The organism is Quadrisphaera sp. RL12-1S (assembly GCF_014270065.1).
Taxonomy (GTDB): domain Bacteria; phylum Actinomycetota; class Actinomycetes; order Actinomycetales; family Quadrisphaeraceae; genus Quadrisphaera.
Window position 1 is genome coordinate 213,307 of record NZ_JACNME010000005.1, and the last position, 15,934, is coordinate 229,240.

A 15,934-nucleotide genomic window follows, 5' to 3' on the forward strand; every position below is an offset into this window, starting at 1 on the left:
CCCGTGCACGTGGTGCAGTCGGGCACGGTCGACGTCGGCGGGGTGCGGCTGACCTGGCACCGCAGCGGGCCCCGGAGACCACCCCGTCCGACGGTGGTGCTGGCGCACGGCCTCTGCGACGACGCCGCGTGTTGGGGCCGCACAGCGCGGGACCTGGCGCAGGAGCACGACGTGGTCTCCTTCGACGCTCGCGGCCACGGCGCCTCGGACCGGGCTGCGGACTACTCGCTGCAGGCGCACACCCGGGACCTGGTGAGCCTGGTGCGCGCACTGGGCCTGGAGCGGCCCGTGCTGGTCGGGCACTCCATGGGGGGTGTCCACGCGGTGCTGGCGTCGGCTGAGGTTGAGGTGGCCGCCCTGGTGCTGGAGGACCCCGCCTGGCCGGACCCCCCGGCGGACGGGAGCAAGGACGCGGAGGCCAGCCGGGGACGTCAGGTGGAGGTCGCCGCCCTCCCCGGGGCACGTCGGTGGGAGCGAGGCCGCGCCCTGCACCCCGCGTGGGACGACGACGACCTGCGCTCCTGGTCGCTGGCTCAGACCCTGGTGGACCCCGACGCGGTCCGATGGTTCGACTCCTGGCCCGCCGCCAACCGCTGGGAGGAGCACGTCAGCACGCTGACCTGCCCGGGGCTGCTCCTGCACGGCACGCCGAGCGCGGTGAGCCCGGCGATGGCCGCACGGGCCCGCGCGCTGTGGCCGCAGCTGCGGGTGGTGGAGGTGGCCGGGGCCGGGCACGACGTGCGCCGCGACAGGTTCGACGGCTTCTGGCGGGGGCTGCGCGGCTTCCTGGAGGCGCTACGGTGATCGGCTGCCCACCCCCCGGAGGACCCCCGTGGACGCCAGCGACACCACCTCGGCCCGACGGCGCCGTGACCGCGCCGACGCCCTGCAGGCCGAGGCCGACGCGGTGGTCAGCGAGCTCGGTCTCGACGGCCCGCTGCTGGGGGCGGTGGGCGAGCCGCACCGGGTGGGCAGCTCGCGGCTGGGGCTCATGGTGTGGCGCGACATCGACATCACCGTGGTCTGCCAGCGCCTCGACGTCGTCGTCGTGAGCGATCTCGCCGGGACGCTGCTGCGGCGCGGGGACGTGCGCGAGGTGACCCTCCGCTCGGAGGTGGGCCGGCTCAACACCGACCCCGCCACCTACCCGGACGGCCTGTACCTGCAGGTCAGGTACGCCCCGGCCCACCGCGAGGAGTGGAAGCTGGACGTGTGGTTCGTGGACGAGCCCGAGCGCCAGCCCGACCTGCGCCACGTCCGCAGCCTGCCCGCGCTGCTGACGGAGCAGGCGCGCGACGCGGTGCTGGCGGTCAAGGAGCACTGGGCCGCCCGCTCGGAGTACGGCACCTCGGTGACGAGCGCCGACGTGTACCGGGCCGTCCTGGAGGACGGTGTCCGCGACGTCACCGGCTTCGACGCCTGGCTCGCCAGCAGGCCCGCCGGGCGCCGCTGACCGTCAGCGCGACCGACCGTCAGCGCAGCGGCGGCGTGCGCGGCGGCGCGACCCGCCGCGAGCCCGTCGCCTCGAACGCGGCGGCCAGGCGCAGCAGCCGGGTGTCGTCGTAGGCGCGCCCGGCGAGGGTCAGCCCGACGGGCATGCCGGTGTCGTCCATGACGCCCATGGGGACGGTCACGGTGGGGATGCCGAGGTGGCGGACCGCGAGGTTGCCGTTGGCCACCCAGACGCCGTTGCGCCACGCGGCGTCGGCGGCGGCCTCGTCGACGTCGGCGGTGGCCGGGCCGACGTCGGCCACGGCGGGGAAGACGACCGCGGCCAGGCCCAGGGCGTCCATCCAGTCCTCGACGTCGGCCTTCCGCGTGGCCTCCAGCCCGCGCAGCCCGGCCTCGATGCCCGGCACGTCGGCGTAGGAGGCGCCCGGGTGGTCGCGGACCCACTGCGGGTAGGTGGGCAGGTCGTCGTCGAAGCCGGTGTACCGGTCCGGCAGGGCTCCGGCGGGGTGGGGGAAGATCCGCGCACCGTCGACGCCGGCGAGGGTGCTCAGCGCCGGGTCGCCGTTGGCGTCCAGGAAGTCCTCGAAGGCCCAGGCGGCGAGGTCGGTCACCTCACGGCGCAGGAAGTCGGCCGGGACCAGGCCGCGGGTGGCGATGGTGGGGGCGCCGGCGCGGTCGCCCTCGTAGTGGGTCACCGCGGGGAAGTCGACCTCGACCACCTCGGCGCCGGCGGCCTCGAGGTCCGCGCGGGCGGCCTCCCACAGGGCGATGACGGAGGCGCGGGTCTCGATCCGCTGCCCGGTCGGGCCGCCGATGCCGGTGCCCGTGCCGGCGTCGGGGTCGGCGTTGACGTACATCCGCGGCACCCCCACGCGCGCGCCGCGCAGCACCTCGCGGGCGGCGTCGACGTCGTCGACGGCGAGCGCCGGGTAGGACTCCGGGCGCACCGCGGACGCGGCGGGGAGGGCCACCCACGGCTGGGAGCGCCACAGGTCGCCGCGGGTGAGCGGGTCGTCGGCGACGACGACGTCGAGCACCTCCAGCAGGTCCGCCACGGAGCGGGTGTGCGGGACGACGACGTCCATGGTCGGCACCAGCGGCCAGTTGCCCCGCGTGGAGATGACGCCGCGGGAGGGGGTGTAGGCGACCAGGCCGTTGTTGCTGGCGGGCCCGCGCCCGCTCGACCAGGTCTCCTCCCCCAGGCCGAACGCGGCGAAGCTCGCGGCGGTCGCCGTCCCGGACCCGTTGGACGAGCCGGAGGCGAACGGGGCGGTGAGCCAGTCGGCGCTGTACGGGCTCTCGGCGCGTCCGTAGACGCCGCGCTGCATGCCTCCGTTGGCCATGGGCGGCATGTTGGTCAGGCCCAGGCAGACCGCGCCGGCGGTGCGCAGCCGTTCGATGGTGAAGGCGTCGCGCTGGGCCACGAGGTCGGCGAAGGCCGGGCTGCCGGCCGCGGCGGTGAGGCCGCGCACGAGGTAGCTGTCCTTGGCGGTGTAGGGGATGCCGTCGAGGGGTCCGAGCGACTCCCCGCGGGCGCGGCGCTGGTCGGAGGCGCGCGCCTCCTCGTGGGCCGCGGGGTTGAGGACGACGACGGCGTTCAGCGCGGTCTCGGTGCCCGGGGCGTCGTAGGCGGCGATGCGGGCGAGGTGGGCCTCCAGCAGCGAGACGGCCGTGGCGCGTCCGTCGGCCAGGGCTGCACGCAGGTCGGCGATGGAGGCCTCGACGACGTCGACGTCCTGACCGTGCGCCTGGGGGGCCATGGGTGTCACCTCTCGCTGGGGCTACCTAACCGACAGCCTTTCGGTTAGCGTGCCCTGATCGTGGGGCACCCACCCCCGGTTCCGCAACACCCCAGCCCCGACCGAGGAGCAGGAGCCCCGCCGATGACGACCGCGATGCCCGCCGAGTGGGAGCCCCACGAGCGCACGTGGATGGCCTTCCCTCCGCCCAACGCCACGTTCGGCGAGGTGGGCGGCGCTGACCTGCAGCGCGCCCGGGTCGCGTGGAGCCGGGTCGCGAACACCGTGGTGGGCTTCGAGCCGGTGCGGATGCTCGTGCGACCCGAGGACGCCAGCGCCGCGCGCGAGCTGCTCGACCCCCGCGTGCAGCTGGACGAGGTGGGCCTGGACGACTCCTGGCTGCGCGACTCCGGGCCGACGTTCGTGCGCTCCGAGCTCGGTGACGTGCGCGCGGTCGACTGGACCTTCAACGGCTGGGGCGGGCAGAGCTGGGCCGCGTGGGACCAGGACGCGCTGGTGGCGCGGCACGTGGCGGGGCTCGCCGGGGTGCCCGTCGCGTCGTCGTCGCTGGTGACCGAGGGCGGCGGCTTCCACGTGGACGGCGAGGGCACGGTGCTGCTCACCGAGACCGTGCAGCTGGACCCGGACCGCAACCCCGGGTGGACCCGCGAGCAGGTCGAGGCCGAGGTGCACGCCCAGCTGGGCACGTCCACGGCCATCTGGCTGCCGCGCGGACTGACCGCCGACTACGGGGAGTTCGGCACCCGCGGCCACGTCGACATCGTCGCGGCGTTCACCGCCCCCGGCGAGGTGGTCGTGCACACCCAGACCGACCCCGGCCACCCCGACCACGAGGTGTCCGCCGAGGTGGCCGAGCTGCTGCGCGCCGCCACCGACGCCCGAGGTCGCCGCCTGCGGGTCACCGAGCTGCTCGCCCCGGTGGTGGGCGAGGTGGACGGCGAGCTGGTCGACCACTCCTACGTCAACCACTACGTGGCCAACGGGGTCGTCGTGCTCTGCGGCTTCGCCGACGAGCGCGACGCGGACGCGGCGCGCGTGCTGGCGCAGGCCTACCCGGGCAGGGAGGTGGTGCTGGTGGACGCCCGGGACGTCTTCGCCTTCGGCGGCGGCATCCACTGCATCACCCAGCAGCAGCCGGCCTGAGGCGCGGCCGGTGGCTCGCCCGACCTCGCCGCTGCTCTCCCGCGGCGCCATCCTCACGGCCTCGCTGGACCTGGTGGACGTCGCCGGCGACTTCACCATGCCGCGCCTCGCCCGGGCCCTCGGGGTGAGCGCGTCGTCGCTGTACCACCACGTGCCGGGCGGGCGCTCCGACGTCGTCGAAGGCCTGCGCGGGCTGGTGTGCGCGGGGCGGATGCCCGACCAGCGCGTCGACGGCGAGGACTGGCGGGCCTTCGCCGAGCGCTGGGCCCGCGGCTACCGCGGCGCGATGGCCGCGCACCCCCACGTCGTCCCCCTGCTCACCGCGCAGACGGTCAGCGACCCCGAGGTCCTGGCCAGCTACGAGGCGCTGGTCGAGGTGCTGGTGCAGGACGGCTTCGACGACGCCACCGCCCTGCACGTGGTGGCGGTGCTCGACTGCTTCGTGCTCGGCTCCGCCCTCGACGCCGGTGCCCCCGCGGAGGTCTGGGACGACGACGACGAGCGCCGCCCGCGCCTGTCACGCGCCGTGCGCGCCGCGGAGTCCCAGCCCGGAGACCGCTCTGCGGCCACGTTCGAGCTGGGCCTGGGCAGCCTGCTCACCGGCCTGGAGCTCGCGCACCGGTCAGGTGCGGCAGCCGAGGGCGCCTGACCACCGGGCCTCGACGAGGACCTCCTCCACCCGCACGTGGTGCCCCGAGCCCGCCGGTACCGGCGCGCCTCCGGGGTCCGCCACACCAGATCCCTACGGTGATCGACATGAGCGCTGCGGTCGGCTCCAGCCCACCAGACGTCACCGCGGCCGCGAGGCGCCTCAGCCCGGTGGCGGGGGCGGCCCTGGGCGTCTCCTGTGCGGTGCTGGCACTCGTCCCGTGGCTGGCGGGAGGCGCGCGACTCCCCCAGCAGGTGCTCTGGGCGGAGCCCGTGCCGTCCCCCCTGCCGGTCGCGCTGCTGCCGCTGAGCCCCTTCTCCCTCATCGACGTCCTCGCGGTGCTCGTCGTGGGACCTGCGCTCGCCGGTGCCGCGCTGCGCCTGGTGCGTCGCTCGCGCCGGATGACCGTCGACCGCCGGTCGGTGCTGGGGGCGGGTGCCGGTGTGCTCGGCGTCCAGGCCGTGACGGGCGTCCAGGCGCTCACCACGGTGGCCTCGGGGTTGCCGGAGCGCACCGCCTCGGACGTCTACCTCGCCGCGCTCGCGCTGCTGGTGGCGACCGGGGTGGGCACGGGGCTCGTGCTGCTGGCGCTCCTCACCGCCGAGCCGAAGGCGCCGGTGGTGCTCGGCGTCACCCTGACGGCACTGCTCGCAGGCGGGTGGCCCACGGCGGTGCTGGCTCCCCTGGGGCTCCTCGGCGTCCTCGGCCCCGTCGGGGGACGGCTCGGCACGAACGGCTCGCTGGAAGCGGCGTGGCTCGCTCCGGTGGCGGTCGGAGCGGTGATCGGGTGGGCCGGTCTGCGCACGCGCGGCCGGGCGCTGGCCGCAGCAGCCGCGCTCCTGCTCCTGTGGGCCGGCCCGGCGGTGATCACCGCGGTCACGATGGCGGTGGGCTACCGGGTGGCATGGCACTACCCCGGGGAGCTGGTCGGCTACGGCGCGCAGGTGCTCCTGGCGTCCCTGTCCAGCACCGGCTCCACGGTGCGCGCCATCGCGCTCGCGGCCGCGGTCGCCGTCGTCGTGGGCGGTGCGATCGCCGTGGCACGCAGGGGCACCCCGCGACGGGACGACGCCGGGGTCGACGACGCCGGGGTCGACGACTCAGGCCCCGCATGAGGCCGCCAGGGGCCTCGTCTCACGTTCCGTAAGGCGCTGATCACGCTTCTGACCTGCCCCGATGGACTCCACCGGGCTGTCAGTGGTGACCCCTAGCGTGATCGACATGACCTCCAGCGCACCCCCGCGGTGGGCCCTGGGCGACCCCGCCGAGGACCCCACCTCCGGGAGCGCCCCGGAGGAGCCCTTCGACCTCGACACCGAGGCTGACGACCCGGACCACCCGGCTGAGGCGGGGGCCCGCTTCAGCACCTCCTGGTGGACCCACCAGCTGACGTCCGACCCGCTGACGGGGACGATCGCCGAGCGCCGCCGGATCCGACCCGCCGTAGCGGCGCTGGTCGCCTGCGAGCCCGGCGCGACCGTCATCGCCGGGGTCGACGCCCTGCACACCGCCCTGAACACCTCTGGCACGGGCGCGGGTGTGGGCCTGAGCAGCCGGGAGTGGACCGAGGTCACCGCCGCGGTGGAGCGGGCCACCTCCTACCTGTTCGCTGTCAAGCTCGCCACCATCGCCGGGCTGGACGCCGCCAAGCTGTCCGAACGACCCTCACGCGCGGCGGCCAGAGACTCCCGCCGACCCGCCTCCGATGAGCTGGCCCCTGTGCTGCGGATCTCCGGACGCACCGCCACATCCCTGGTCGGCCTGGCCCGCCAGGCCGCCGACCTGCCTGCCGCCGAAGAGGCCCTCCTGGCCGGGGTGATGACCGCAGCGCAGTTCCAGGTCCTGGCCGACATCTGCCGGCGGCTGCCCGATGGTCCCGACGGAGACCGCGCACGGGCCCAGGTGGAAGCCCAGGCCGTCAAGGCAGCGGCCACCTTGAGCCGGACCCGGCTGCTCGACGCCCTGCACGAGGCCGCCCTGGCGGCAGATCCGGGGTTCGCGGCGCGGTCGATGGCGGCGGGGGTCGAGCAGCGCGACGTGGTCCTGCGGCCTTCCTCGGTGCCGGGCTGCCAGCAGGTGGTCGCCACCCTGGAGACCGCCGACGCGGCGCGGGTGTGGCAGGTGATCCAGCAGATCGCCGCCCAGGCCAAGGACGGGGACACCTACGCCCCCGACACCACCGCCGACGGGCCCGAGCAGGACCACGAGGAGGAGCTGCGCAGCCTGGCCCAGCGCCGCGCTGACGTCTTCGTCAGCCTGGTCGTGGGGGACTTCTCCCCGACCCCGCAGATCATCGCCGAGGCTCTGGGACAGCCAGCCCCCGATGCTGACGGCGACAGCGACGACGACGACGGCGACGACGACGAGGACGGGCAGGACGCCGGGTCCCCCGGTCAGCCACCGGTGGGCGAGCTCGCCCCGGACACCCGCAAGCCGGTGCGCATCCCCACCCCTGAGCAGCGGGCGCGCCTCTCCGAGATCCACATCGTGGTCCTGGCCGATGACCTCGCCGACCTTGACGACCCCGAAGACCCCGACGGGCCGAGCAGCGACCCAGATGACGGCCCAAGGGACGGCCCTGGCGGTGAAGACCCACCGCCGGGTCCGAGCAGCCCGAGCCCGCCGCTGGCCGACACCTTCGGGACCCCGCCGAGCAGCGCTCCACCCTGCCCGCCACGAGAACGACCCCGCTCCACAACTGCACCCGCCTCCCCCAAGCCCACCGGCCAGCCCACGACGGCGCCGGTGCCCACCCCGCCACGCCCCCGCAGCCCCCAGAACACCCAGAACACCCAGAGCGCCCGAGCCCCCGGGGCGCCTGCGCCTGCCCCCATCAGTGCACGGGGCGCGCAGCGGCTGCGGGCTGCTCGTGCTGCTCGCTCCGCCCGCCGCGCCCTGGCCGGGTACGGACCCTTCGGCCACGTCCCCGGCATCGGACGCCTCGCCCCCCACACCACCCGCACCGCGGTCCGCGCAGCCCGCTGGCGGCGCCTGGTCGCCGACCCCACCACCGGGGTGCTGACCCACCGCTCCCGCTGGACCCTGCCCGCCCCCGACACCCTCCCCACCCTCACCACCCGCAGCACCACCCAGCACCTGGCGCTGCTGCTGGCCCAGACCGCAGCCCCCGACCCGAACGACCCCGCAACCCGCATCGAAGTCACCTACCGACCCTCAGTGCTGCTGGCCGCCCACGTGCGCACCCGCGACGGGGTCTGCATCTCCCCGGTCTGCCACCACAGCGCCCGCGCCGGGGCCACCCAGCTGGACCACACCACCGCCTGGGGCCCGGCGACCCCCACCCGCCTGCGCGGAGGACTCACCCAAGCCGGCAACCTCGGCTGCATCTGCCAGCGCTGGCACACCGCCAAGACCCACGGCGGCTGGGACCTGACCCAGCCCAGCCCCGGCACCTTCACCTGGACCTCACCGACCGGACGGGTCTACCACCGCAGCGCCACCCCCCTGCTGCCCGACCTCACCGACGTCCTCGGCGCCGACCCGTGGAGTGCTCCTGGACCGCACAGTCGGGCCGACGCATCGGCCGGCCCTCACGCCGGGCAGGCCCGGTAGGCGTAGCCGGCGTCGTCGGGGGTGAGCAGGTCGTGGTCGCGCAGCACCCGCTGCAGACCGCCGCTGCGGCCACGGGCCTCGGCGCACACCCGCGCGAAGCCGTCGGCACCCAGCTCGTCGGTGTACTCGACGTCGAGCACCACCGGGTAGTGGTCGGTGTAGGCGCTGCACTCGTCGAAGGCCTCGCAGGACTCGGCCACCGCCAGGTCGTACCCGGCGGCGCGCAGCCGTGCTGACAGCTCGGGGGCGTTCTTCTGCGCGACCGCCAGCCCCGCCTGGTGCGCGACCCGGGCGTACTCCACCGCCAGCGTGGTGGCGCCCTGGGCGGTCAGGTGCCCCTGCGAGCGGGTCCAGCTGTCGAGGTTGTCGACCTCCACGGCGTCGAACCCCGAGGCCGCGCAGCCGCGGATCCAGGGCCCCACGAGGTCCAGCAGCGCCGCGCGCTTCACGGGGGTGGAGGTGTCCAGCAGCAGCTCGTCCGGCCAGTCCGGGTCGGCCAGGGGCCCGTCGGCGGTCTGCACCACCAGGTCGGGGTGTGCCGCGGCGAAGGCCGCGGAGTCGGCCGGCTGGGTCTGGAACCCGTTGACGTAGCAGACGTCGTACCCCAGGCCCGCGGGCCGCTCGGTCCGGTCGCGGGCCACCACGGTGACGCCCTCGGCCGGGGTGTAGCCACCGCCGAGCTGGTAGTCGAAGCGGGCACCGGCGGGCGGCAGCGCCCAGGCGCCCTGCCCGCGGATGGGCGCCGGTACCGCGCCGGCGCAGCCGGCGAGCAGCACCGCGACGACACCGGCCGCGAGCGCGGGGACGCCGGCGCGGCTGACGGGCACCCGGTCACGCTAGCGAGGAGGGGCTGGGATGCTGCGGGCATGGCCGTCCACCACGCCGCCACGATCGTCCCCACCAAGGCGGAGCTGCTGGCGGCCTGGGTGCCCGCCCAGCCGTGGGCCGCAGGCGCCGACACGTCCTCGCTCACCAAGGTCGGCTCGTACCGCTTCGACGACCCGGCCGGCGAGGTGGGGGTGGAGACGCACGTGCTGGCCACCGCCGACGGGCAGGTGCTCCACGTGCCGCTGACGTACCGCGGAGCCCCGCGCGCCGGCGGCGAGGGCTCGCTGGTCACCACGATGACCCACACCACGCTGGGTGACCGCTGGGTCTACGACGCCCGCCACGACCCGGTCTACGCCGCCGCCCTGGCCACCGCGATCGCCACCGGTGGGCGCGAGGCCGACCTGTTCCTGGCCACTCCGGACGGGCTCGAGCCGCAGCCCGCCTCGGCGCGCGTGCGCGGCAGCGGATCGGGCACCTCCCCCGCGGCCGGCGCCTGGGCCGACCCGCGCGTGACCGTCGACGGCGCCACGTCGCGCCTCGAGGGTGACGGCGCTGCCCTCACCGTCCTGCACGTCCTGAGCACGACGACGACGGTGAGCGCGCCGGCGGACGGGCTCGTGCTGACCGGCACGTGGCCCGGCCAGGAGGAGCCCGTGCTTCTCGCCGAGCACCGGCTTGACGCCGCGTCAGGGTCCTGACCGGGTCACGCGCTCGGAGCGTCCTGCAGGGAGTCGCGCTGGACGAGCTCGCAGGGCACGAGCTCGCGGCCCTCTGGCTGACGGCGTCCGAGGAGGATCTCCCCTGCGCGCCGCCCCATCTCGGCGTGCGGGAGCTCCACCGTGGTGAGCGCCGGCCGGACTCCGTCAGCGATCTCCGGGATGTCGTCGAACCCGACGATGCTCACCTCGCCGGGCACCGAGACGCCCAGGTCCCTCATGGCGAGCATCGCCCCGATGGCCATGAAGTCGTTCCCGCACACCAGGGCGGTGGGTCGGTGCCCGGAGAAGGCCTCGCGCGCTTGGTGGTACGCGGACTCCAGGGTGTAGTCCCCGAAGCTGACCTTCTGCTCGGCCGGGTCGAGACCAGCCGCGCGGGTGGCATCGACGAAGGCGCGTGAGCGTTGGACGGCTGCGTACTCCGACGGCCGTCCGCCGAGGTAGGCGGTGCGGTGGTGGCCGCGCTGCACCACCGCCGAGGCCGCTGCCAGGCCACCGGCGTACTCGTCGGCGAGCAGCACGGCGGAGTCGTCGGGCTCGGCAGGCCAGCAGTTGAGGTAGATCGTGCGGGTGTCCCCGAGCAGCGGGCTGGGGTGAACCGCCATCGGCTCGATGGAGACGAAGACCAGGGCCGCCACCCCGCGGTCGATGAGCGCGGTGACGGCGGCGTCGTTGCTGGCCGGGTCGTCATCGGTCTCGATGAGCATGGGCACCACGCCCGAGCCGGCGAGGGCTCCCTGCAGCCCGCTGAGCATGCGGCCGGCGAACAGGGGACCGATGACGCGGTTGGTGATGACGCCGACGGTGTCGGCCTGCTGCATGCGCAGCGAGCGGGCGAGGCGGTTGGGCCGGAACTCCAGCTCCTTGGCGGCTCGCCTCACCTTCTGGCGGGTCAGGTCGGCGATCTGCACGGTCTTGCTGTCGTTGAGGACCAGGGAGACGGTGGAGACCGAGACGCCGGCCCGGCGGGCCACGTCGGCCATGGTCACCCGGCCGGCGGGCTTGTTGCTGGCCTGAGGCGTCATGGTGGGGTCCTTCGTCCTGGGTCGGTGCTCCGAGGTGCGAGTGCTGGGCGCACCGCTGGTCCGCCGCCGTCGGGCGAGGCTCAGCAGACAGGATGCCCGATCCCCAGGGTGGCCAGGAGGGTCAGCGCCGGAGCACCGGCCCTCCTGGACCTGCACCAGCCTTTCAGCCGACCGTCATCGGAGGTGCCAGAGCCGGGCGCCGGGCACTGACTGCACCTTCCACGGCGGCGGCGTGGTCGGGTAGGCGCGCGCCGAGATGGCGCGACCCGCGGCGGTGAACACCTCGATGACGGAACCGTCCACGAAGACCCTGACAGCCCACGGCTGCGTGCCGCCGGCCAGCGCGCCCGGCGCCGTGACGACACCGCGGTGCGCGCGGTGGTCCAGGCTCGCACGGTCGTGGTCGAGGGTCACGGTGTCGGCCTCGAGGTCGACCGTGATGACGACCTCCTCCCCCGCGCCGAAGCTCAGCCGGGTGGCGGCCGAGGCCATCGGCAGCTCCAGCTCGAAGCAGGTCGTGTCCAGCAGCGCGCCGTCGGCCTCCTGGGCGTCGCCAGCGCGGAGGGTGTCCATCGCCGGGAGGGGGGCGCTGCGCAGGGTCCCGTCGCCACCGCGGCTGAGCATGCGCGGGAGCGAGATCACTCCGGCCCAGCCCTGATCGGCCCAAGCGTCGGTCTCGAGCGACTCGCGGAGCCAGCCGAACACCAAGGGGCCGGCGGGACTGTCGCGCATGATCGATGGTGCGTAGAAGCTGGTGCCGTGGTCGATGGGGTACGGACGCTCGACACCACCGGGAGTGTCGTCGAGCACCAGCACCTTCCCCGTCAGGTAGGCCTGGGCCCAGGCCGCCACGAGCACCGAGTCGACGCCGCCCACGGTGACCGCCTGCGGGCACTCCCAGCCGGCGCCGGTGTCGTGACCGTCGGCGGTGAGGGACCGGCGGCGGTGCATCCACTCGCCGCGGTAGGTCCACCCGGTCAGGTCGTCGGAGTCGTAGCGGCGCACGGCCGCCACCTGCCCGGCTCGCTCAGAGCCGACGACCATCTGCCAGCGCTCGCCGTCGTGCCAGACGAACGGATCGCGGAACATGAGCACGCGCTCCTCGGGCGCGGGGTCATCCACCGCCAGCTCCGGCGCGCTGAAGGAGGCGCCGCCGTCGAGGGAGACCGCGGTGAGCACCGACTGGAACGGCAGCTCGCGCACGTAGCCCGAGTAGAAGGCCCGCACGTTCCCGTGGGCGTCGACGATGGTGTTGCCGGAGTAGACGCCGTCGCGGTCCGGGCCGTCCGGTGTGGAGACCATCGCCGGGCGGTGCAGCTGCCAGCGCACCAGGTCGGTGCTGGTGGCGTGACCCCACTGGACCGGGGTGGAGGTGTCCAGCACGGGACGGTTCTGGAAGTACAGGTGGGTGGTGCCGCCCACCTGGATCGGGCCGTTGGGGTCGTTGAGGAACCCCTTCGGAGGACGGACGTGGAAGCGAGGGGTGAGGTGGTCGCTCATCGGAATGATCCCGCCGTGATTCCTTCGATGAAGTAGCGCTGGGCGAAGATGAACAGCAGGACGCTGGGGATCATCGCCAGCACCACGCCGGCCAGGACGACCGAGATCGACCCCGTGCCGAGGTTGCCCTGCAGGCCCACCAGGCCCAGCGGGAGGGTGTAGTTGTCCTGCGTCTGCAGGAAGATCAGCGGCCGGTAGAACTCGGCCCAGAACCCAGAGAAGTTGAGGATCGCCAGGGTGGCGATCGCCGGGCCGGCCATGCGGGCGTAGACCAGCGAGAAGACCTGGAAGTAGCTGGCGCCGTCGATGGTGGCGGCCTCGCCGAGCTCCTTGGGCATCTGCAGGAAGTACTGCCGCATGAGGAAGGTGCCGAACGCGCTGCCAAGTGCGGGGATCACCAGGCTCCCGAGGCTGTCGCTCAGGCCCATGTACCTGACGATCACGAAGACCGGGATGATGATCGTCTGGAGCGGCACCATCATCGTGGCCAGGAAGGCGAAGAAGATGGCGTTGCGGCCCGGGAACTTCAGCATCGCGAAGGCGTAGCCGGACAGCATGCACGTGACGGTCTGCCCCGCGACGATCAGCAGCGTCACGATCACGCTGTTGAGGAAGAACCGCCCGATCGGGATCTGCTCGAAGACGGCCGCGTAGTTGGAGAAGTCCGGGTGCAGCGGCAGCCACTGCGGCGGGTTGGTGAAGGACTCCGCCGGCGTGCGCAGCGATGTGGTGAGGGTCCACAGCAGCGGGCCGAGGGCGGTCACCGCCGCCACCACGAGGACGACGATGCCGAGGCTGCGTCCGACGGCCCTGGTCAGGCCTCCGACGGTGGACGCGGTGCGGGGCAAGGGTGTCGGGGTGTCGGAGATCGACGGCTTCGCCGGGGCGGTCAGGCTCACTGGTAGAACACCCACTTCCGGGCAGCGAGGAACTGCAGCCCGGTGACCGCGAGGATCATCAGGAGCAGGATGATGGAGATCGCCGAGCCGTAGCCGAACTGCAGGTTCTGGAAGGCGCTCTGGTACATGACGATCGTCGTCGTCGTGGTAGCCGTCCCGGGCCCGCCCTTGGTCATGATGTAAGGCTGGTCGAACAGCTGCATGGCGTTGATGAACGCCACCACCCCCGCGAAGAGGATGGTCGGGGAGATCAGCGGCACCTTGATCCGGATGAGCGTGGCCCACGGCTTGGCGCCGTCGATGGACGCCGCCTCGAGGATCTCCTTGGGCACGGACATCAGCGCGGCCACGAAGAGCACGAAGGTGAAGCCGACCTGCTGCCAGACCGCGACGAGCACGATGGTGACGAAGGCGCCGAAGCCGGAGGTCAGCCACGGCACGCTGCTCAGGCCGACCAGCTGCAGGTAGTAGTTGATCAGTCCGAACTTGTAGTCGAACATGTAGCCCATGAAGATCGAGACGGCTGCCGTCGAGGCGAGCAGTGGCAGGTAGAACGCCGTCCGGAAGAACGTCCGCGCGACGTCGGACCGGCGCTGGTTCACCAGCACGGCCAGCCCAAGCCCGAGCGCGAGCTGGAGCACCACGACCGAGATGGCCATGAGGATGGTGACCCTGAAGGAGCTCAGGACGGCCGCGTCGCCGGCCATGCGGACGTAGTTGTCCGCGCCGACGAACTGCGGGTCGCTGATGACGTCCCAGGAGAAGAAGGACAGCCCGAACGAGGCCAGGATCGGCAGGCCCGTGAAGACAGTCACGAACAGGACCGACAAAGAGATCATCGCATAGCCGAAGCGCGCCTCCCGGCGTGCCCGGCGGCGCGATGCGTGCGTCGCCGGGCGCGCCAGGGTGCTGATCAGCGCGCTTCCGGGATCGGAAGCGACGGCCATCAGCTGGCTCCAGCCGCCTTCTCGAGATCCGCCTGGAGACCGTCGAGAGCGGTCTTGGCGTCGCCACCGGAGAACGCCTCGGTGGTGCGCTGGTTGAGCGCCGTCGCCATCGCGTTGTAGTACGGAGGCGCGGGGATCGGGGCCGTGTCGGGGTGGTCGGTCAGCGTGCCGTAGAAGACCGACCAGTTGGCCGGGCCCGTGGTCGCGTACCGCTCCGCGGTCATGAGCGACTTGCGGGCCGGGGTGGTGACGTTGCCGGGGAAGAGGATGTCGAAGCTCTCCGGCGCGGCGAGGAGCTTGAGCACCTCCCAGGCGAGGTCCTTCTTCTTGGAGCTGTCGAAGATGGCGTAGCCGCCGGTGCCGAAGAGGTGGCGCTGCGACTTCCACTTGGGGAAGAGCTGCACGTTGAAGGACCCGTCGGCCATGCCTGCGTTGTGCAGGCCACCGGCCCAGAAGCCGCCGCCGATGGCCATCCCGATCCGGCCGGACTGGAACAAGCCCTGCAGGGTCTGCCCACCACCCACGTCGGGCGAGGGGGAGAGAGCGGCCTTCTTGAGCTCGACCATGTACTCAAGCGCCTCGACCGTGCCCGCGGAGTTGGCCGTGGGGGTGCCCCACTTCCAGCCGCCGCCGCGGCCCTGCGCCGCCGAGTTCCCGGCGTAGGCGGTGCTCCACAGCCAGTCGCCGCCGTCGTACTTGCTCTCCTCGAGCAGGTTGGCGTTGTTGGCGTACATGAAGGACGTCCAGCTGCCCCACAGCCGGACGACCCAGTCGAAGGCGTTGATGTCGCTGCCGAGCTTGGAGATGGCGGTGGCGTTGGACTGGAACTGGTCCAGGGTCCAGTCGCCGGTGGGCTCGGCGATGCCCGCCTTCTTGTAGAGGTCGGTGCTGTAGAACATGTTGCCCGCGTTGAAGTCCGTGGGGAGCTCGAAGAGGCTGCCCTGGAACATCATGGCTTCGACCAGCGACGGGTGGACGTCGGAGAAGTAGTCCTTGAGCTGGCTCATGTCGCGCTTGACGTAGTCGTCGAGGGGTGCGGCCACGCCCTTGGAGGCCATGAGCTGCAGGCCCTCGGTAGCCACCGAGACGATGTCCGGCGCATTGCCCGAGGCCAGCTGCGTCAGGACCTTGGCGAAGAAGTCGTTCCAGTCGGTACCGGTGACGCCGGTGACCTCGATGGTGACCTTCTTGTCGAGCTTCGTCACCGCGGTGGCGAGGCTCTTCTGCAGGGTGTCGGCGGCCTTCTGGTCACCGAAGAGCAGCATCTTCAGGGTGTCCGCGCCGCCGCCGGAGCCGGCGCTGCCGCCGGAGCCGCACGCCGCGAGGGACGTCGCGCCGGCGGCGGTCAGACCCCCGAACGCGCCCGCCTTCAAGAACGACCGGCGGTCGATGCCGCCGCTCCACAGACCCGCCATGGGCGGTGCTCCTCTCTGAGCACG

14 protein-coding genes are annotated in these 15,934 nt (G+C 73.4%); 7 read left to right on the forward strand and 7 right to left on the reverse strand.

What is annotated here, in order from left to right; all coding sequences use genetic code 11:
* Window positions 1-3 precede the first annotated feature (3 nt).
* Together H7K62_RS11925 and H7K62_RS11930 are read left to right on the forward strand one after the other, a co-directional pair.
* A complete protein-coding gene (locus H7K62_RS11925; protein WP_186718382.1) occupies window positions 4-804 on the forward strand; it encodes an alpha/beta fold hydrolase in 801 nt (266 codons plus the stop codon).
* Between the two features lie 28 nt (window positions 805-832).
* Window positions 833-1,453 (forward strand): hypothetical protein, encoded by a 621-nt coding sequence (locus H7K62_RS11930; RefSeq protein ID WP_186718384.1) that lies wholly within the window; start codon window positions 833-835, stop codon window positions 1,451-1,453.
* A gap of 19 nt (window positions 1,454-1,472) precedes the next feature.
* Here the strand turns inward: H7K62_RS11930 and H7K62_RS11935 are convergent, their stop codons facing one another.
* Complete coding sequence (locus tag H7K62_RS11935) at window positions 1,473-3,212, reverse strand: amidase (RefSeq protein WP_186718386.1); 1,740 nt, start codon at window positions 3,210-3,212, stop codon at window positions 1,473-1,475.
* 123 nt (window positions 3,213-3,335) lie between these two features.
* On the opposite strand from H7K62_RS11935, the gene H7K62_RS11940 reads away from it, so the two are divergent.
* From H7K62_RS11940 to H7K62_RS11955, 4 genes are all read left to right on the forward strand, one after another.
* Window positions 3,336-4,355 carry an agmatine deiminase family protein gene (locus H7K62_RS11940; protein ID WP_186718388.1) on the forward strand — a complete coding sequence of 340 codons (1,020 nt, stop codon included), beginning with the start codon at window positions 3,336-3,338 and terminating at the stop codon, window positions 4,353-4,355.
* A gap of 10 nt (window positions 4,356-4,365) precedes the next feature.
* On the forward strand, window positions 4,366-5,004 hold the full coding sequence (locus H7K62_RS11945; RefSeq protein ID WP_186718389.1) for a TetR/AcrR family transcriptional regulator C-terminal domain-containing protein: 639 nt from the start codon (window positions 4,366-4,368) through the stop codon (window positions 5,002-5,004).
* Between the two features lie 107 nt (window positions 5,005-5,111).
* Window positions 5,112-6,119: a hypothetical protein gene (locus H7K62_RS11950; protein ID WP_186718391.1), complete on the forward strand. Its 1,008-nt coding sequence runs from the start codon at window positions 5,112-5,114 to the stop codon at window positions 6,117-6,119.
* Window positions 6,120-6,225: 106 nt separating this feature from the next.
* Complete coding sequence (locus H7K62_RS11955; protein ID WP_186718393.1) at window positions 6,226-8,577, forward strand: 13E12 repeat family protein; 2,352 nt, start codon at window positions 6,226-6,228, stop codon at window positions 8,575-8,577.
* Here the strand turns inward: H7K62_RS11955 and H7K62_RS11960 are convergent.
* Window positions 8,556-9,404, reverse strand: a complete 849-nt coding sequence (locus tag H7K62_RS11960) for an endo alpha-1,4 polygalactosaminidase (RefSeq protein ID WP_186718395.1) — start codon at window positions 9,402-9,404, stop codon at window positions 8,556-8,558. The two genes, H7K62_RS11955 and H7K62_RS11960, sit on opposite strands and share 22 nt — an antisense overlap.
* Before the next feature lie 39 nt (window positions 9,405-9,443).
* On the opposite strand from H7K62_RS11960, the gene H7K62_RS11965 reads away from it, so the two are divergent.
* Window positions 9,444-10,106 (forward strand): CG0192-related protein, encoded by a 663-nt coding sequence (locus H7K62_RS11965; RefSeq protein ID WP_186718397.1) that lies wholly within the window; start codon window positions 9,444-9,446, stop codon window positions 10,104-10,106.
* 5 nt (window positions 10,107-10,111) lie between these two features.
* On the opposite strand, the gene H7K62_RS11970 is transcribed toward H7K62_RS11965, so the two are convergent.
* The 5 genes from H7K62_RS11970 to H7K62_RS11990 all read right to left on the reverse strand — a co-directional run bounded on the left by H7K62_RS11970 (window position 10,112) and on the right by H7K62_RS11990 (window position 15,910).
* Window positions 10,112-11,149: a LacI family DNA-binding transcriptional regulator gene (locus H7K62_RS11970; protein ID WP_186718399.1), complete on the reverse strand. Its 1,038-nt coding sequence runs from the start codon at window positions 11,147-11,149 to the stop codon at window positions 10,112-10,114.
* 174 nt (window positions 11,150-11,323) lie between these two features.
* Entirely contained in the window at window positions 11,324-12,649 is a 1,326-nt protein-coding gene (locus H7K62_RS11975) for a glycoside hydrolase family 32 protein (RefSeq protein ID WP_186718401.1), read from the reverse strand.
* Complete coding sequence (locus H7K62_RS11980; protein WP_186718403.1) at window positions 12,646-13,497, reverse strand: carbohydrate ABC transporter permease; 852 nt, start codon at window positions 13,495-13,497, stop codon at window positions 12,646-12,648. The genes H7K62_RS11975 and H7K62_RS11980 overlap by 4 nt, the downstream gene beginning before the upstream one ends.
* Before the next feature lie 47 nt (window positions 13,498-13,544).
* Entirely contained in the window at window positions 13,545-14,363 is an 819-nt protein-coding gene (locus tag H7K62_RS11985) for a carbohydrate ABC transporter permease (RefSeq protein ID WP_222437479.1), read from the reverse strand.
* A gap of 131 nt (window positions 14,364-14,494) precedes the next feature.
* The gene (locus H7K62_RS11990) at window positions 14,495-15,910 is read right to left on the reverse strand and encodes an ABC transporter substrate-binding protein (RefSeq protein ID WP_186718407.1); all 1,416 of its coding nucleotides are present in this window, start codon (window positions 15,908-15,910) and stop codon (window positions 14,495-14,497) included.
* Between the last annotated feature and the right edge of the window lie 24 nt (window positions 15,911-15,934).